Here is a 16,749-nt window from a genome sequence, read left to right as displayed (position 1 = left end):
ATAGAGGAGGGAATTACATGCAGACCCCTGTTTCTGTCAATGAGAAAAAGGATTTTATCCGTTGGTTTTTAAACCATTATCAGTTAAAGCGCCGAGAGTGCGTTTGGATCTTGAACTACTTAATGAGCCATGATTCTCTCATGGAGAAGGTTCATTTTGTGGAGCAGGCTGAATTTTGCCCGAGAGGCATTATAATGTCAACACATTGTGTTGAAGAAGTTCCGTTTCGGTTTTATAAAGAGAATGTCATGACTACCGACGCGGAAAAATCTTTTCATGATATTAGATTAAATAAACAGCAGGATTTGTTTATCCAGCTTAATTTCCGCTCGGCTTACAGCTCACCTGAGTATGCGGCGGTGCTGGAGTCCAACCCGCATATGCCGAAAGATCTTTTTGAGAATAAAAAAGACCAGGGGTTGGCGGAACAGATTTTGGAGCACGCTATTTCCACATTCCAAAGAGAAAAATTATTAAAAGACATTGACGACGCGTTAGATCGTCACGATAAAGAAGCATTTGAACAATTATCGCGCCAATTGAATCAGCTCACATAATATGACCAGCCTTGCAGTGAATTGCAAGGCTTGTTGCCGTAAAGGGGGAGAACAATGAGGTGGAGAATCACTGATGCCAAGGACTATTTACAAGCTAAGGATTACATTGATACCGCTGTCATTCCATTAATTAACATAAAGGTGGATAACCATTTTAAAATGGCGGCGGAGAAAGGTGAGTTTACGCAGCTTCTCTCAGAGGAATTGGAAAGGCAGTTAAAGGGACGGGTATATTTACTGCCTCCTTATACATATGTTGATAGAAATGACATAACCGTTCAAGGGCTTAAGGATTTGCGGGAAGAGCTGCTAACGGAATTTCAGCATGTTGTCCTGCTCACATCTGACGAAAATTGGGGAACTGAGGATACGTTAGGCAAAATGATTGTTACACCGTCTGTTCCATTAGAACATTTAAATGACTCTTTGAAAAGAAAAATATTGGATGAACGCACTGCTGAAATTTTGAACGTTTTGTTACAGTTATGGAGCACTCCATAAAAACACTTACATTTCCTCATAAACAATATTTTGGCTATATTGACCTTGCTGAGAGATTCATATATTATGAGGGTGTCTAGAGTTATTGCAATATTTTCTATTTTAGTCAGTTTGCAGGGGTGACCTAGAGGGGGGAGAAGAGATGGGCGGAAAACATGATATATCCAGACGTCAATTTTTGAATTATACGCTCACAGGCGTAGGAGGTTTTATGGCGGCTAGTATGCTCATGCCTATGGTTCGCTTTGCACTCGACCCGGTATTAAAATCGACAGGGAAGCAGGACATGGTTCAGGTTGTCAGCGTTGATGAGTTGACAAAAGAGCCGCAGCGCTTTGATTTCAAAATTAATCAAGTCGATGCCTGGTATGAGTCAGAAGAGTCAAGATCAGCCTGGGTCTTCAAAAACGGGGATGAAATTGTAGCACTTTCGCCAATTTGTAAACATTTAGGGTGTACGGTGAACTGGAATAGTGATCCTAAAAACCCGAATAAATTCTTTTGTCCATGCCATTACGGACTCTATGAAAAGGACGGCACCAATGTCCCTGGCACGCCGCCGCTTTCGCCTCTTGATCATTACGAGCAAGAAGTAAAAGACGGCTTCCTGTATCTTGGAAAAGCAAAGCCTAAGGGGGAAGGGTGACATGCTGAACAAAATTTATGACTGGGTAGACGAGCGGCTTGATATTACACCGATGTGGAGGGATATTGCCGATCACGAAGTACCGGAACATGTGAATCCCGCCCATCATTTCTCTGCGTTTGTGTATTGCTTTGGGGGACTGACGTTTTTTGTAACCGTTATCCAAGTATTATCTGGAATGTTTTTAACGATGTATTATGTGCCTGATATCAAAAATGCCTGGGAATCGGTATATTATTTGCAAAATGAAGTGGCATTCGGCCAGATTGTCAGGGGGATGCATCACTGGGGTGCAAGCTTGGTCATTGTGATGATGTTTTTACATACGCTGAGGGTCTTTTTCCAAGGCGCGTACAAAAAGCCGCGCGAGCTGAACTGGATTGTCGGTGTGCTGATCTTTTTTGTCATGCTCGGTCTTGGTTTTACAGGCTACTTACTTCCTTGGGACATGAAGGCACTGTTTGCAACAAAAGTTGGGCTGCAGATTGCCGAAGCCACACCTTTGATCGGGACGCAAGTTAAAACGCTCCTTGCAGGGCATCCGGATATTGTAGGCGCCCAAACGCTGACTAGGTTTTTTGCGATCCATGTATTCTTTCTTCCTGCCGCATTGTTCGGGCTGATGGCTGCGCATTTTATTATGATCCGGAAGCAGGGGATTTCAGGACCGCTTTAAACTCTTGATCTGCGAATAAAAGGGAGGGAATGACATGCACCGGGGCAAAGGGATGAAATTTGTAGGCGACTCAAGGATACCGGCTGAAAAAAAGCCGAATATACCGAAGGATTATTCGGAATATCCCGGTAAAACAGAGGCTTTCTGGCCAAATTTCTTGTTAAAGGAATGGATGGTTGGAGCTGTCTTTCTCATCGGTTTTCTCGTTTTGACGATTGTGCATCAGCCGCCTTTAGAGCGGATGGCTGACCCGACTGATACTGGATATATTCCGCTGCCGGATTGGTATTTTCTTTTCTTATACCAGCTGTTGAAGTATGAATACGCCGCCGGAAGCTTTACAGTGGTCGGCGCCATGATTATGCCAGGTCTCGCTTTTGGAGCCCTGCTTTTGGCTCCATTCCTAGACAGAGGGGCAGAAAGAAGGCCGTGGAAGCGTCCAGTCGCTGTCGGTATGATGCTTCTGGCCATTTCCGCTGCTGTATTTTTGACGTGGCAGTCAGTTGCCACTCATGACTGGGCCAAGGCAGAGGAACAGGGGAAAATCACAAAAGAAGCCGACATTGACACCAATACAGAAGGATATAAGATTTTTAAGGAACAAGGCTGTATTTCTTGCCATGGGGATAACCTTCAGGGTGGAGCAGCTGGGCCTTCATTGGTTGACAGCGGCCTGAAACCGGAAGAAATCAAAAAGATCGCAGTAGAAGGGAAAGGCAAAATGCCGGCGGGTGTGTTCAAAGGAAATGATAAGCAGCTCGAAGAACTTGCGAAATTTATTTCTGAAACAACCGCAAAATAACGTATTGTGAATTGTCAAATGGAAGGATATACTTTTATTATCAAAAGCTGACCCGGCGTCAGCTTTTTTATATGGACACATTATTTTTACAGACTGAGAGTTGATTGATGTGAAGTGGTTTCAATATGTATTAGGACAGCGGCCGATGCTTATTCTTGTCTTAGCCATTAATTTTCTGGGAACAGTTTACGGCTACTATTGGTACTTGCCGCAGCTCCTGGAGACACCGGCCCGTTTCCTTATTTTTGTTCCAGATAGTCCGACAGCAACGTTTTTCTTTCTGTTTGTGCTGCTTGCTTTTATCATGAAACGGAATGCTCCGCTCTTTGAAGCGCTCGCGCTAGTTACCCTCGTAAAGTACGGCCTATGGGCGGTCGCTATGAATTTTCTTGTGCTTGCAGTAACTGGTGACTTGCCTTGGGAGGGCTACATGCTAATTGCTTCGCATTTTGCAATGGCAGTGCAAGGCGTATTATACAGTCCGTATTTTCGTTTTTCATTTTGGCATCTTGCAATTGCTGCAGTCTGGACACTGCATAACGATGTCATTGACTACTTGTTTGATATGATGCCGCAGTACTCTATGCTTTCTAATTATATGACTGAAATAGGGTACGGAACATTTTGGCTAAGCATCTTTTCAATCGGGCTTGCTTACTTCCTTGTGATCTCGAAAAAGCAAACGAAGCTTGAGCTGATGTAGAGACAATGTTGGTCTATCCTTGTCCCTTTCTTCATATTCTGTAAGGAGAGAGAGTGGGAGGGACCTGCATGAAACGAAAGCTGACGATCTGTTTGTTGATTGCTCTTATTTTTTATAATGGAAATGCCAAGGCTGCAGAGCGGGGAAGCCTCGAGGAATTGAATGATTTATCTGATACGGTCTTTCAAATGACCCGTCAGTCGAAATATGAAGAGGCGCTGCAAGTCCTGGGTTATTTTGAAAAAACATTAAAATCAGCTGAGAAAAAACAGCAAGACTCCATGCTAACAGGAGCCCAAATCCGTCAAATCACACTGGGCTATAATGATATGGTTCGAAGTTTAAAGCAGGCTGATACATCAGACACGCAAAAACTCAGAGCAGCCGCGCAGTTCAGAATGCTGATGGATGCGGTTGACAACCGCTCTGACCCGCTTTGGGGTTCACTTGAAAAACCGATTATGGAAGCCTTTACTGAGCTGAAGCGAGATGTCCAAAAGAATGAAAGCACTAGCTTCCATGAAAAATGGAATGAATTTATCAGTTTATATGATTTGATTTATCCAAGTCTTACAATCGATGTATCAGAGGAAAAGCTTGAAACAGTCGGAAAACATATAGATGTTATTGAACAAGGGGAATTTCAGCAAATGACAGAGAGCACGAAGCTTGAACGGCTTTCCCTTCTTCAGCATGACCTGAAAAATTTGTTTGACAGGGCGGAGGAGGATGATGCCGATCCGTCTTTACTCTGGGTGATGATTACAACCGGCAGTATCATCATCACAGCTCTCACCTATGTCGGCTACAGAAAGTACAAGGCGGAAAAAAATAAGCTGAAAAAACGGGACTACCCTAAATAAAGATAAGAGGCGGCGGTCAGCCGCCTTTTTTCTATTACATGTCAGCGTGGAAGCGGATTTTTATTTTCATCAAGTGTAAATCCTTCTCCGAGCACATCGTGGACATCGCTTACCGCTACAAAGGCATGAGGGTCAATGGAGTTAATCACACTTTTCAGCATCACCAATTCGTTTTTCGGCACCACACAATAAAGTACATCTATATCCTCTTTTGTGTAGGAACCTTGTCCTTTCAAAATGGTGACGCCCCGTTCCATTTCTTCAAGGATCTTTTTCTGAATCAGGTCGTTTTTCGATGAGATGATCGTAGCGCCTTTAGCAGCGTATCCGCCTTCCTGAATAAAATCGATTAATCTTGCCGCTACAAATACAGCTACCAGCGTATACATCGCTTCTTTATAGGAGAGATAAGTAAGCAAAGACAAAATGATGACGCAGGCATCGAAAGCAAACATCGTTCTGCCCATCGGGATCCCAAAATACTTATTCACTAAACGTGCGATGATATCAACACCGCCTGTCGTACCGCCGAACTTAAAAATAATTCCCAGTCCGGCTCCGATGAATACGCCGGCAAATAAAGCGGCGAGCGCTAAGTCGTGCTGAAGGGGCATATGGATTTCATATCGCTGAAAGATGCTGAGGAACAAAGACAAGGCTACAGTACCGACAAGGGTATAAACAAACATTGTCCTGCCGAGCAATCGCCAGCCAATAAAAAAAATCGGAATGTTTAACACCAGGTTCGAGATAGAGGGGCTGATGTGGAAAAGAGCATAAAGCAAAAGTGTAATACCTGTAAAACCGCCCTCAGCCAGATTGTTCTGCATATTGAAATGAACCAAGCCAAATGAAAAAATTGCCGCTCCGATTAAAATAAAAAATATGTTTTTTAATCTAATTTCTCCAAGCATCACACAAAACCCCTTTTCCTTCCATTAGATAGCGTTTATATTATAGTGGATGAAAAAGAAAACAGCAAACGTGCTTAAACATTTGTCAAACGTATCTGAATTAGCTAACATGTAAGAGGATGATAGGAGGTTTCGTTCAGTGAGTGATAAAACAATGAAAGACATACAGGCTGAAGTAGACCGTTACATCGGCCAATTTAAAGAAGGATATTTCAGCCCGCTGGCCATGATGGCGAGGCTGACTGAAGAACTGGGCGAGCTTGCCAGAGAAGTGAATCACCGTTATGGAGAAAAACCAAAAAAAGCGACTGAAGACGATAAAAGCATGGAAGAGGAAATGGGCGATGTGCTATTTGTATTGGTTTGTTTAGCCAACTCTCTTGATATCTCTTTAGAGGAAGCCCACGACCGAGTCATGCATAAATTTAATACAAGAGATAAAGATCGCTGGACCAGAAAAGAAGAAGGAAAGTAGAGGAGATCAAGATGTCAAACGAAACAATTAAAGTAGTCATTGCGGGACCGCGCGGAAGAATGGGGCAGGAAGCTGTTAAATTGGCAGAACGAACACCTCATTTTGACCTTGTCGGGGCCATAGACCATACATACGATCAGCAAAAATTATCTGATGTGTTGCCTGTTGAGTCAGATGCTCTAATTTACACAGATATCCATGCCTGCTTTACAGAAACACAACCGGATGTCTTGATTGATTTAACAACGCCCGAAATCGGAAAAGTACATACGAAAATCGCATTAGAGCACGGAGTCCGTCCAGTTGTCGGAACAACCGGTTTCTCAGAAGCTGATTTAAAAGAGCTCACGTCTTTAACAGAAGATAAAGGGATCGGAGCCATCATCGCGCCAAATTTTGCGCTCGGTGCGATACTGATGATGAAATTTTCAAAAATGGCTGCCAACTATTTTGAGGATGTTGAGATTATTGAGCTTCATCATGACCAGAAGCTTGACGCACCAAGCGGAACTGCGCTTAAAACAGCGGAAATGATTTCAGAAGTCCGTAAAGAAAAGAAGCAAGGACATCCGGATGAAAAAGAAATTCTCCCAGGAGCAAGAGGAGCGGAGCAAAATGGTATTCGCTTGCACAGCGTCCGTCTTCCGGGACTGATCGCACATCAGGAGGTCATGTTCGGCATGGATGGCCAAACGCTTCAGATACGCCATGATTCTTATAACCGCGCTTCTTTCATGTCAGGTGTTAAACTGTCAGTCGAACAAGTCATGAAGATTGATCAGCTTGTGTACGGATTAGAAAATATCATTGATTAGACGGGGGGATAAACGATGAAAATTGCTTTGATCGCGCATGACAAGAAAAAACAGGATATGGTTCAATTTACGACTGCCTATCGGGATATTTTGAAGCAACATGATCTATACGCAACCGGAACAACAGGGTTGAAAATTCAAGAGGCGACAGGTCTTCAAATTGAACGTTTTCAATCCGGCCCTTTAGGGGGAGACCAGCAAATCGGAGCACTGATCGCTGCCAATGCACTCGATCTTGTCATTTTTTTGCGCGACCCGCTGACCGCGCAGCCGCATGAACCGGATGTCTCGGCATTAATCCGGTTATGTGATGTGTATTCCATTCCGCTCGCCACAAATATGGGTACTGCGGAAATTCTTGTCCGGACACTTGATGAAGGTGTTTTCGAATTCCGCGACCTTCTACGGGGAGAAGAGCCGAATGTATAATGCTGACGTACTTGCTTTTGGTGCCCACAGTGATGATGTCGAGATCGGAATGGGCGGCACAATAGCGAAGTTTGTCAAACAGGGAAAAAAAGTAATGATATGCGATTTGACAGAAGCGGAACTCTCTTCTAACGGTACGGTCAGTTTGCGTAAAGAAGAAGCAGCTGAAGCAGCACGCCTATTAGGCGCAGATAAAAGAATTCAGCTGACGCTTCCGGACCGCGGCCTAATGATGAGTGATCAGGCAATTCGGTCAATTGTTACGGTCATCAGAACCAACCGGCCAAAAGCGGTTTTTATGCCGTATAAAAAGGATCGCCATCCGGATCACGGCAATGCGGCTGCACTGGTGGAAGAAGCGATCTTTTCCGCTGGAATCCATAAATATAAAGACGAAAAAAGCCTTCCGGCGCATAAAGTCAGCAAGGTTTACTATTATATGATAAATGGTTTTCATCAGCCGGATTTTGTCATTGATATCTCGGATACAATAGAGGCAAAGAAACAAAGCCTCAATGCCTATAAAAGCCAGTTTATCCCGTCAAAGGATTCAGTTTCTACTCCACTGACGAATGGTTATATCGAGATCGTCGAAGCGAGAGAAAAGCTTTACGGTAAAGAAGCGGGCGTGGAGTATGCCGAAGGTTTCTTTTCGAAACGGATGCTGATGCTTGATCATGATGTTCTTGGGGGCGAACAATGAAAAAACTAAAAATAGGGATCACATGCTATCCGAGCGTCGGAGGCTCAGGTATCATTGCGACAGAACTGGGGAAGCAGCTTGCTGAAAAGGGACATGAAATCCATTTCATCACATCAAGCATTCCGTTTAGACTGAATACATATCATCCCAATATTCATTTTCATGAAGTTGAGGTTAATCAATATGCTGTTTTTAAGTATCCTCCGTATGATTTGACATTGGCAAGCAAAATCGCTGAGGTGGCGGAGCGGGAGAATTTAGACATTATCCATGCTCACTATGCTCTCCCGCATGCTGTTTGCGCCTATCTTGCAAAACAGATGCTGAAACGCAATATCGGCATCGTCACAACTTTGCACGGCACGGATATCACGGTATTAGGTTATGACCCGTCTCTAAAAGATCTTATCCGTTTTGCCATCGAGTCATCAGACAGGGTAACTGCCGTCTCTTCAGCGCTTGCAGCTGAAACGTATGATTTAATTAAACCGGAGAAAAAAATCGAAACGATTTATAACTTTATAGACGAGCGCGTGTACCTGAAGAAAAACACAGCAACAATTAAAGAGAAACATGGAATCTTACCAGATGAAAAAGTCGTCATCCATGTGTCCAACTTCAGAAAGGTCAAACGCGTGCAGGATGTCATCCGTGTGTTCCGTAATATCGCCGGTAAAACGAAAGCGAAGCTGCTTTTAGTCGGAGACGGTCCGGAAAAATCGACAGCCTGCGAGCTCATCAGAAAATATGGCTTGGAAGACCAAGTCTTAATGCTTGGTAATCAAGACCGTGTTGAAGAGCTCTATTCTATTAGCGATTTGAAGCTGCTGCTGTCTGAAAAAGAAAGTTTTGGCCTTGTCCTTCTGGAAGCGATGGCTTGCGGGGTGCCTTGTATCGGAACGAACATTGGCGGTATCCCGGAGGTTATTAAAAACAATGTGAGCGGGTTTTTGGTGGATGTCGGTGATGTTGCAGCTGCAACAGCCCGCGCGATGAGCATTTTAGAAGATGAACAGCTAAGCAATCGTTTTACAAAGGCGGCAATAGAGATGCTTGAAAATGAATTTTCTTCCAAAAAAATTGTCAGCCAGTATGAACAGATTTATGCCGATTTAGCAGAACCGGAGTGATCACATGGAAAAAGTTTTTTTCAAAGCACTTCCCGTGCTCCGCATCTTAATTGAAGCGGGCCATCAGGCTTATTTTGTCGGGGGCGCAGTTCGTGACAGTTATATGAAACGAACAATCGGAGATGTCGATATCGCGACAGATGCGGCACCTGATCAAGTAGAACGGCTGTTTCAGCGGACTGTTGATGTAGGCAAAGAGCACGGGACCATCATTGTGCTCTGGGAAGATGAAACCTATGAAGTCACGACATTCCGGACTGAGTCTGATTATGTGGATTACAGAAGACCGTCAGAAGTGCAATTTATCTCATCATTAGAAGAGGATCTAAAACGCAGAGATTTAACGATCAATGCGATGGCCATGACAGCGGACGGGAAAGTGCTTGATTATTTTGGCGGCAGGAAAGATATTGATCAGAAAGTGATTCGAACCGTTGGAAAGCCAGAGGATAGATTTCAAGAGGATGCGCTTCGTATGCTGAGGGCCGTACGCTTTATGAGCCAGCTTGGCTTTACGCTTTCACCGGAAACAGAAAAAGCCATTGCGAAAGAAAAATCACTCCTCTCCCATGTTTCAGTTGAACGAAAAACTATAGAGCTCGAGAAATTGCTGCAGGGAAGAGCTTCCCGCCAGGCGCTTCAAACGCTTATTCAAACGAGATTGTATGAAGAGCTTCCTGGTTTTTATCATAAACGAGAAAACCTGATTTCAACGAGTGAGTTTCCATTCTTCTCTTTAACATCCCGTGAGGAGCTTTGGGCTGCTCTTTTAATTAACCTTGACATCGTCTTGAAAGATGCGCCCCTTTTCCTGAAAGCTTGGAAGCTCCCGGGAAAAGTGATCAAGGAAGCCATTCACATTGCCGATACGTTTGGCCAGAGCCTTGACGCAATGACAATGTACAGAGCTGGGGAAAAAGCACTGCTCTCAGCGGCCAAAATATCGCAGCTTCGGCAAAACGAAAAACTGGATGAAAAGAAACTGAAGGACATTCAGTTCGCTTATCAAAACCTGCCGATCAAAAGCCTTAAGGATCTTGATATCACGGGTAAGGATTTGCTTGCGCTTCGAAACCGCCCGGCCGGAAAATGGGTGGCGGAAGAATTACAGAGGATCGAGCAGGCTGTTGTGACAGGGAAGCTCTCCAATCAAAAGAAACACATAGAGGAGTGGCTGAAGACATGCGGTCAACATTAAGAAAAGACCTTATTGAATTATTTGCTCAGGCCGGCAATGAATTTATTTCCGGCCAAAAAATCAGTGATGCTCTCGGCTGTTCAAGAACTGCTGTGTGGAAGCATATTGAAGAGCTTCGGAAAGAGGGTTATGAAGTAGAAGCCGTAAGAAGAAAAGGATATCGGCTCATCAAAAAGCCCGGAAAACTCAGTGAAAGCGAAATTCGCTTTGGATTAAAAACGGAAGTGATGGGCCAGCATCTTATTTACCATGACGTTCTTTCAAGCACGCAAAAAACAGCTCATGAGCTCGCGAATAATAACGCACCGGAAGGCACCCTCGTGGTGGCTGACAAACAAACAGCCGGAAGGGGCCGAATGTCTAGGGTATGGCATTCTCAAGAAGGAAACGGCGTTTGGATGAGCCTGATTTTGCGGCCTGACATTCCGCTCCAAAAAACACCGCAGCTGACTCTGCTTGCTGCAGTAGCTGTTGTGCAGGGAATAGAAGAGGCAGCAGGCATCCAAACGGATATTAAATGGCCTAATGATATTTTGATTAACGGAAAAAAAACAGTCGGCATCTTAACGGAAATGCAGGCTGAAGAAGACCGCGTACGTTCAGTGATCATTGGGATCGGCATTAACGTTAACCAGCAGCCTAATGATTTTCCAGATGAAGTGAAGGACATCGCGACAAGCCTCAGCCAAGCTGCTGGGGAAAAAATTGATCGGGCCGGCGTCATCCAGCATATTTTACTATGCTTTGAGAAACGGTACCGGGATTATATGACGCACGGATTTACGCCGATTAAGCTTTTATGGGAAAGCTATGCGCTCGGTATTGGCACTAATATGAGAGCCAGAACGTTAAACGGAACCTTTTACGGTAAGGCGTTAGGCATAGATGATGAAGGCGTTCTGCTTTTAGAAACGAATGAAGGCATTAAAAAAATCTATTCTGCCGATATCGAATTGGGCTAATGTGTTGGTACAAGCCCGTTGATTTTGGTATACTTCCATTGGGCAGTATCGCCTGTGAACTGCACCTATTATTAAAATAGATAGACATTGCAGCAGTCTGCCTTGATCCAAAAAAGGACTGGGACAGAGGGATGAAACTCGCCGAACTTTAGAAAGTGAAGGATCCTTCTCGTTGTAACGGAAGGTTTTTTGGCTTGCAGAAGAAAACGGCAGCTCATCTCCTCTAAACATGAGGAGGAGAAAATATGAAAACAAAACTGGATTTTCTAAAAATGAAGGAGTCTGAAGAACCGATCGTCATGCTGACCGCTTATGATTATCCGGCAGCTAAGCTTGCTGAACAAGCGGGAGTTGACATGATTTTAGTCGGTGATTCACTCGGAATGGTCGTTCTCGGCCTTGATTCAACTGTCGGTGTGACAGTTGCGGACATGATTCATCATACAAAAGCCGTTAAAAGGGGTGCGCCGAATACCTTTATTGTGACAGATATGCCGTTTATGTCTTATCATCTTTCCAAGGAAGATACGCTGAAAAATGCAGCCGCTATCGTTCAGGAAAGCGGAGCAGACGCACTAAAGCTTGAGGGCGGAGAAGGCGTGTTTGAATCCATTCGCGCATTGACGCTTGGAGGCATCCCGGTAGTCAGTCACTTAGGTTTGACACCGCAGTCAGTCGGCGTATTGGGCGGCTATAAAGTACAGGGCAAAGACGAACAAAGCGCCAAAAAATTAATAGAAGACAGTATAAAATGCGAAGAAGCAGGAGCTATGATGCTTGTGCTGGAATGTGTGCCGGCAGAACTCACAGCCAAAATTGCCGAGACGCTAAGCATACCGGTCATCGGAATCGGGGCTGGTGTGAAAGCGGACGGACAAGTTCTCGTTTATCATGATATAATCGGCCACGGTGTTGAGAGAACACCTAAATTCGTAAAGCAATATACGCGCATTGACGAAACCATCGAAACAGCAATCAGCGGATATGTTCAGGATGTAAGACATCGTGCTTTCCCTGAACAAAAGCATTCCTTTCAAATGAACCAGACAGTTCTGGACGGCTTGTACGGGGGAAAATAAGATGAGACAGATTACTGATATTTCACAGCTGAAAGAAGCGATAAAACAATACCACTCAGAGGGCAAGTCAATCGGATTTGTTCCGACGATGGGGTTTCTGCATGAGGGGCATTTAACCTTAGCAGACAAAGCTAGACAAGAAAACGACACCGTTATTATGAGTATTTTTGTCAATCCTGCACAATTCGGCCCTAATGAAGATTTTGAAGCATATCCACGCGATATTGAGCGGGATGCAGCTCTTGCAGAAAACGCCGGAGTCGATATTCTTTTTACGCCGGATGCTCATGATATGTATCCCGGTGAAAAGAATGTCACGATTCATGTAGAAAGACGCACAGATGTGTTATGCGGGCGCTCAAGAGAGGGACATTTTGACGGTGTTGCGATCGTGCTGACGAAGCTGTTCAATCTTGTTCAGCCGACCCGTGCCTATTTCGGTTTAAAGGATGCGCAGCAGGTAGCTGTTGTTGATGGCTTAATCAGCGACTTTTTCATGGATATTGAATTGGTTGCTGTCGATACGGTCAGAGAGGAAGACGGCTTAGCCAAAAGCTCCCGCAATGTTTACTTAACAGCTGAGGAAAGAAAGGAAGCGCCTAAGCTGTATCGGGCCCTGCAAACAAGTGCGGAGCTGATCCAAGCCGGTGAAAGAGATCCTGAAGCGGTGATAAAAGCTGCAAAAGAAATCATTGAAACGACAAGCGGAACGATAGATTATGTAGAGCTCTATTCCTATCCGGAACTTGAGCCTGTGAATGAAATTGCCGGAAAGATGATTCTCGCTGTTGCAGTTGCTTTTTCAAAAGCGCGTTTAATAGATAATATCATTATTGATATTCGAGAAATGGAGAGAATATAATATGTATCGAACAATGATGAGCGGCAAGCTTCACAGGGCAACTGTTACGGAAGCAAACCTGAACTATGTGGGGAGCATTACAATTGATGAAGATCTCATTGATGCGGTGGGAATGCTTCCTAATGAAAAAGTACAAATTGTGAATAATAATAACGGAGCACGTCTTGAAACGTATATTATTCCTGGTAAACGGGGGAGCGGCGTCATATGCTTAAACGGTGCAGCCGCACGCCTTGTGCAGGAAGGAGATAAGGTCATTATTATTTCCTACAAAATGATGTCTGATCAAGAAGCGGAAAGCCACGAGCCAAAAGTGGCTGTTCTGAATGATCAAAACAAAATTGAACAAATGCTGGGGAACGAACCAGCCCGTACAATTTTGTAGAAGAAAAGCCCCCTTTATCGGGGGTTTTCTTTTAAGATTTTGAGAGTAAAACGGTTTTGCCGCTCCATTTCCGTACAAAACGTGTTACACTTTTGTCGTATGCAAGAATTGAGGTGTCCATTTTAATGAATAAGCAACGGTTCGTTGTAATAGACGTAGAGACAACAGGGAATTCGCCGAAGAAAGGCGATAAAATCATACAAATCGCAGCGGTTGTAATCGAAAATGGACAAATTACTGAGCGGTTTTCAAAATACATTAATCCAAATAAACCAATCCCTGCTTTTATTGAGCAGCTTACTGGAATCTCTAATCAAATGGTAGAGAATGAACAGCCATTTGAAGCAGTCGCTGAAGAAGTCTTCCAATTGCTTGATGGCGCTTATTTTGTCGCTCACAATATTCATTTTGACCTTGGATTTGTCAAGTATGAGCTGCATAAGGCGGGTTTTCAGCTCCCAGATTGTGAAGTGCTGGATACTGTCGAACTCTCACGGATTGTTTTTCCGGGATTTGAAGGGTATAAGCTGACGGAATTAAGTGAGGAGCTTCAGCTGCGGCATGATCAGCCGCACCGGGCTGACAGCGACGCTGAAGTGACAGGGCTTATTTTTTTGGAAATCCTTGAAAAGCTGCGGCAGCTTCCTTACCCGACATTAAAGCAGTTAAGAAGGCTTTCGCAGCATTTCATCAGTGATCTGACGCATTTGTTGGATATGTTCATGAATGAAAACAGACAAACTGAGATACCGGGCTATACACGATTTTCTTCCTTTTCTGTCAGAGAACCTGAATCGATCGATGTTCGTGTGAATGAGGACGGGAACTTTTCATTTGAGATCGAACGCTGGGAAGCGGAAAATGAAAAAGCGCTGTCAGAGTTAATGCCTGGGTATGAAAAAAGAGACGGCCAAATGATGATGATGAAAGAGGTGGCTGAAGCGTTTGCCAATCGTGAGCATGCGCTGATTGAAGCTCCTCCGGGGATCGGAAAAACGATTGGCTATCTTATTCCGGCTGCGCTTTTTGCCAAGAAATCAAAAAAACCGGTCATTATCAGCACGTATTCGACGCTTTTACAGCAGCAGATTCTAACAAAGGATTTGCCGATTGTCCAAGATCTGTTTCCATTTCCGGTAACAGCGGCGATTTTAAAAGGACAATCGCATTATTTATGCCTGTATAAATTCGAGCAGGTGCTTCATGAAGAAGATGATAATTATGATGCGGTACTGACAAAGGCACAGCTTCTCGTTTGGCTGACAGAGACAAATACAGGGGATGTAGCGGAACTGAATTTGCCTTCAGGCGGAAAGTTGCTGTGGGACAGATTGGCTTATGACGATGACTCCTATAAAAGAAGCCGCAATGAGCATGTAACCGGTTTTTACGAGCGGGCCAAACAGATTGCTATGCGTTCCGATTTGGTGATCACCAATCATTCCCTTTTGCTGACCGATGAAGGCAGCCAGAAAAAGAGGCTTCCCGAAAGCGGCACATTTATTATTGATGAAGCACATCACTTTGACCGAGCGGCAAGTGAACATTTAGGAAAAAGAGCCACGTACATAGAATTGCATACGAAATTGAGTAGAATCGGCACTCTGAAGGAGCAGGGGCTTCTAAAAAAAATGAGACAGCTGTTCCAGCGAAACAGTTTGCCGGTTGATTCATTTTTTGAATTGGAAGAGTGGCTTCAGCACATTCAAGCAGAAAGTGATGCTTTCTTCAGCTCTGTTCATTCTTTTGTCAAACGAAGAAAACCTAAAGAGGACTTGAACCGTCTAGTTTTTAAGGTGAACAAAGAAAGCCAGGATAAAAGCTGGTCGATCTTAACGGATGGTGCGGAGAGGCTTTGTTCCATGCTGACACACCTGCAGCAGCTTTTTGAGGCACAGTCGTCCCTGATAGAAAAACATCTGAAGGGTATGAAAAGCAAAACCGTCTTTTTAGCCGATGAATACCAAAGAAGCATGAAAGGTTTGCAGCATTACTGTCAGACGTTGCAGAAGCTGTTCTTTGGATGCGATGACGATGAAGCGGTTTGGATTGAAATTGATGCAAAGGGTGCGAAAAATGCAGTGGCCATTTACGCACAGCCTCTTGAACCTGGTGAACTTCTGGCTGATCAGTTTTTCGCGCGCAAAAATAGTGTAGTGCTGACATCTGCAACCCTTACAGTCGAAGGCTCTTTTCAATTTATGATTGAACGACTGGGACTGAGTGACTTTTTCCCGCGGACAATGAGAATTGAGTCACCTTTTTCTTACGATGAGCGTATGCAGGTGATGATTCCAAAGGAAATGAAATCAATTCAGGATACAGGGCAAACTGAATTTATCCAGGATACGGCCCGTTATATCGAACTGATGGCAAAGGAAAAACAGCCCAAAATCCTTGTGCTGTTTACATCCCATGAGATGCTGAAAAAGGTTCATCAGGAGCTTAAGCATATCATGAGTGCTTCCGGCATTCAGCTCTTGGCACAAGGGATTACAGGCGGAAGTCCCGGCAAACTGATGAAAACTTTTAAAACATCCAATCAGGCGATCCTGCTTGGAACAAATCATTTTTGGGAAGGCGTTGATTTCCCTGGTGATGAGCTGACAACAGTAATGATCGTGAGGCTCCCATTCCGATCCCCAGATCACCCGCTTCATGCTGCAAAATGTGAGCTTGCCCGCAAAAAAGGAAAGAATCCGTTTCAAACAGTGTCATTACCGGAGGCTGTACTGACCTTCAGGCAAGGAATCGGACGCTTGCTGCGTACGGCGGGAGACAAAGGAACGATTATGATATTGGACAGACGGATTAAAACCGCAGGATACGGCCGGCTGTTTCTTGATGCCTTGCCGACAACCTCAGTATCCGAAATGACTGACAGCGAGCTTGAAGCTTATGTTGCAGGAAAAAATGAATAAAAGCCGCATAAAGCGGCTTTTGCGGTGTGGGAGTAGGATGGTGTTTTATTTAAAAGCGGTTTTCCCGCTCTGTGATACTAGTATGGCGTGTCCTGAAATGGAGTATGACTAACAATATTTGTTCAAAC

The 16,749-nt window shown here is 44.3% G+C and carries 19 protein-coding genes; 18 read left to right on the top strand and 1 reads right to left on the bottom strand.

Features of this window, described 5'->3' with window-relative positions; genetic code table 11:
* The first annotated feature begins 17 nt into the window (after positions 1-17).
* The 7 genes from BLL41_RS12080 to ypjB all read left to right on the top strand — a co-directional run bounded on the left by BLL41_RS12080 (position 18) and on the right by ypjB (position 4,748).
* A complete protein-coding gene (locus BLL41_RS12080; protein ID WP_014664397.1) occupies positions 18-557 on the top strand; it encodes a ReoY family proteolytic degradation factor in 540 nt (179 codons plus the stop codon).
* 54 nt (positions 558-611) lie between these two features.
* On the top strand, positions 612-1,058 hold the full coding sequence (locus tag BLL41_RS12075; protein WP_071578021.1) for a YpiF family protein: 447 nt from the start codon (positions 612-614) through the stop codon (positions 1,056-1,058).
* 142 nt (positions 1,059-1,200) lie between these two features.
* Positions 1,201-1,704: a Rieske (2Fe-2S) protein gene (locus BLL41_RS12070; RefSeq protein WP_004398062.1), complete on the top strand. Its 504-nt coding sequence runs from the start codon at positions 1,201-1,203 to the stop codon at positions 1,702-1,704.
* Position 1,705: 1 nt separating this feature from the next.
* Complete coding sequence (gene qcrB, locus BLL41_RS12065; protein WP_003225560.1) at positions 1,706-2,380, top strand: menaquinol-cytochrome c reductase cytochrome b subunit; 675 nt, start codon at positions 1,706-1,708, stop codon at positions 2,378-2,380.
* 34 nt (positions 2,381-2,414) lie between these two features.
* On the top strand, positions 2,415-3,182 hold the full coding sequence (locus BLL41_RS12060) for a menaquinol-cytochrome c reductase cytochrome b/c subunit (protein ID WP_014664395.1): 768 nt from the start codon (positions 2,415-2,417) through the stop codon (positions 3,180-3,182).
* Between the two features lie 109 nt (positions 3,183-3,291).
* The gene (gene lhaT / locus BLL41_RS12055) at positions 3,292-3,885 is read left to right on the top strand and encodes a lipoprotein heptaprenylglyceryl N-acetyltransferase LhaT (protein WP_071578020.1); all 594 of its coding nucleotides are present in this window, start codon (positions 3,292-3,294) and stop codon (positions 3,883-3,885) included.
* Positions 3,886-3,953: 68 nt separating this feature from the next.
* Positions 3,954-4,748 (top strand): sporulation protein YpjB, encoded by a 795-nt coding sequence (gene ypjB, locus BLL41_RS12050; protein ID WP_071578019.1) that lies wholly within the window; start codon positions 3,954-3,956, stop codon positions 4,746-4,748.
* Between the two features lie 41 nt (positions 4,749-4,789).
* Here ypjB and BLL41_RS12045 read toward each other — a convergent pair whose 3' ends face one another.
* Positions 4,790-5,662, bottom strand: a complete 873-nt coding sequence (locus tag BLL41_RS12045; protein WP_003230635.1) for a YitT family protein — start codon at positions 5,660-5,662, stop codon at positions 4,790-4,792.
* 139 nt (positions 5,663-5,801) lie between these two features.
* Here BLL41_RS12045 and BLL41_RS12040 point away from each other — a divergent pair, with 139 nt between their 5' ends.
* From BLL41_RS12040 to dinG, 11 genes are all read left to right on the top strand, one after another.
* Complete coding sequence (locus BLL41_RS12040) at positions 5,802-6,137, top strand: nucleotide pyrophosphohydrolase (RefSeq protein ID WP_004398044.1); 336 nt, start codon at positions 5,802-5,804, stop codon at positions 6,135-6,137.
* 11 nt (positions 6,138-6,148) lie between these two features.
* The gene (gene dapB, locus BLL41_RS12035) at positions 6,149-6,952 is read left to right on the top strand and encodes a 4-hydroxy-tetrahydrodipicolinate reductase (RefSeq protein WP_071578018.1); all 804 of its coding nucleotides are present in this window, start codon (positions 6,149-6,151) and stop codon (positions 6,950-6,952) included.
* Positions 6,953-6,967: 15 nt separating this feature from the next.
* Positions 6,968-7,381 (top strand): methylglyoxal synthase, encoded by a 414-nt coding sequence (mgsA, locus tag BLL41_RS12030; protein WP_071578017.1) that lies wholly within the window; start codon positions 6,968-6,970, stop codon positions 7,379-7,381.
* On the top strand, positions 7,374-8,084 hold the full coding sequence (gene bshB1, locus BLL41_RS12025; RefSeq protein ID WP_071578016.1) for a bacillithiol biosynthesis deacetylase BshB1: 711 nt from the start codon (positions 7,374-7,376) through the stop codon (positions 8,082-8,084). Before mgsA ends, bshB1 begins: the two co-directional genes overlap by 8 nt.
* Positions 8,081-9,214 (top strand): N-acetyl-alpha-D-glucosaminyl L-malate synthase BshA, encoded by a 1,134-nt coding sequence (gene bshA, locus BLL41_RS12020; protein ID WP_014477169.1) that lies wholly within the window; start codon positions 8,081-8,083, stop codon positions 9,212-9,214. Before bshB1 ends, bshA begins: the two co-directional genes overlap by 4 nt.
* A 4-nt stretch (positions 9,215-9,218) precedes the next feature.
* The gene (locus tag BLL41_RS12015) at positions 9,219-10,412 is read left to right on the top strand and encodes a CCA tRNA nucleotidyltransferase (RefSeq protein ID WP_071578015.1); all 1,194 of its coding nucleotides are present in this window, start codon (positions 9,219-9,221) and stop codon (positions 10,410-10,412) included.
* Positions 10,397-11,374 carry a biotin--[acetyl-CoA-carboxylase] ligase gene (locus tag BLL41_RS12010; RefSeq protein WP_071578014.1) on the top strand — a complete coding sequence of 326 codons (978 nt, stop codon included), beginning with the start codon at positions 10,397-10,399 and terminating at the stop codon, positions 11,372-11,374. Before BLL41_RS12015 ends, BLL41_RS12010 begins: the two co-directional genes overlap by 16 nt.
* Before the next feature lie 245 nt (positions 11,375-11,619).
* Positions 11,620-12,453 carry a 3-methyl-2-oxobutanoate hydroxymethyltransferase gene (gene panB / locus BLL41_RS12005; protein WP_003230652.1) on the top strand — a complete coding sequence of 278 codons (834 nt, stop codon included), beginning with the start codon at positions 11,620-11,622 and terminating at the stop codon, positions 12,451-12,453.
* 1 nt (position 12,454) lies between these two features.
* A complete protein-coding gene (panC, locus tag BLL41_RS12000) occupies positions 12,455-13,315 on the top strand; it encodes a pantoate--beta-alanine ligase (protein WP_071578013.1) in 861 nt (286 codons plus the stop codon).
* 1 nt (position 13,316) lies between these two features.
* Positions 13,317-13,700 carry an aspartate 1-decarboxylase gene (gene panD, locus BLL41_RS11995; RefSeq protein WP_014664383.1) on the top strand — a complete coding sequence of 128 codons (384 nt, stop codon included), beginning with the start codon at positions 13,317-13,319 and terminating at the stop codon, positions 13,698-13,700.
* A gap of 125 nt (positions 13,701-13,825) precedes the next feature.
* The gene (gene dinG / locus BLL41_RS11990; RefSeq protein ID WP_071578012.1) at positions 13,826-16,621 is read left to right on the top strand and encodes an ATP-dependent DNA helicase DinG; all 2,796 of its coding nucleotides are present in this window, start codon (positions 13,826-13,828) and stop codon (positions 16,619-16,621) included.
* Positions 16,622-16,749: the final 128 nt, after the last annotated feature.

This window comes from Bacillus sp. FMQ74, assembly GCF_001875785.1.
In the GTDB taxonomy this organism is placed as follows: Bacteria; Bacillota; Bacilli; order Bacillales; family Bacillaceae; genus Bacillus; species Bacillus stercoris.
The sequence above is the reverse complement of the archived record's forward strand: the minus strand, read 5'-3'. Positions and strand labels throughout refer to the sequence as shown.

Coding starts and splice junctions, on each gene's coding strand:
- BLL41_RS12080 (WP_014664397.1), top strand. CDS start 18: ATGCAGACCCCTGTTTCTGTCAATGAGAAAAAGGATTTTATCCGTTGG.
- BLL41_RS12075 (WP_071578021.1), top strand. CDS start 612: ATGAGGTGGAGAATCACTGATGCCAAGGACTATTTACAAGCTAAGGAT.
- BLL41_RS12070 (WP_004398062.1), top strand. CDS start 1,201: ATGGGCGGAAAACATGATATATCCAGACGTCAATTTTTGAATTATACG.
- qcrB (WP_003225560.1), top strand. CDS start 1,706: ATGCTGAACAAAATTTATGACTGGGTAGACGAGCGGCTTGATATTACA.
- BLL41_RS12060 (WP_014664395.1), top strand. CDS start 2,415: ATGCACCGGGGCAAAGGGATGAAATTTGTAGGCGACTCAAGGATACCG.
- ypjB (WP_071578019.1), top strand. CDS start 3,954: ATGAAACGAAAGCTGACGATCTGTTTGTTGATTGCTCTTATTTTTTAT.
- BLL41_RS12045 (WP_003230635.1), bottom strand. CDS start 5,662: ATGCTTGGAGAAATTAGATTAAAAAACATATTTTTTATTTTAATCGGA.
- dapB (WP_071578018.1), top strand. CDS start 6,149: ATGTCAAACGAAACAATTAAAGTAGTCATTGCGGGACCGCGCGGAAGA.
- mgsA (WP_071578017.1), top strand. CDS start 6,968: ATGAAAATTGCTTTGATCGCGCATGACAAGAAAAAACAGGATATGGTT.
- bshB1 (WP_071578016.1), top strand. CDS start 7,374: ATGTATAATGCTGACGTACTTGCTTTTGGTGCCCACAGTGATGATGTC.
- bshA (WP_014477169.1), top strand. CDS start 8,081: ATGAAAAAACTAAAAATAGGGATCACATGCTATCCGAGCGTCGGAGGC.
- BLL41_RS12015 (WP_071578015.1), top strand. CDS start 9,219: ATGGAAAAAGTTTTTTTCAAAGCACTTCCCGTGCTCCGCATCTTAATT.
- BLL41_RS12010 (WP_071578014.1), top strand. CDS start 10,397: ATGCGGTCAACATTAAGAAAAGACCTTATTGAATTATTTGCTCAGGCC.
- panB (WP_003230652.1), top strand. CDS start 11,620: ATGAAAACAAAACTGGATTTTCTAAAAATGAAGGAGTCTGAAGAACCG.
- panC (WP_071578013.1), top strand. CDS start 12,455: ATGAGACAGATTACTGATATTTCACAGCTGAAAGAAGCGATAAAACAA.
- panD (WP_014664383.1), top strand. CDS start 13,317: ATGTATCGAACAATGATGAGCGGCAAGCTTCACAGGGCAACTGTTACG.
- dinG (WP_071578012.1), top strand. CDS start 13,826: ATGAATAAGCAACGGTTCGTTGTAATAGACGTAGAGACAACAGGGAAT.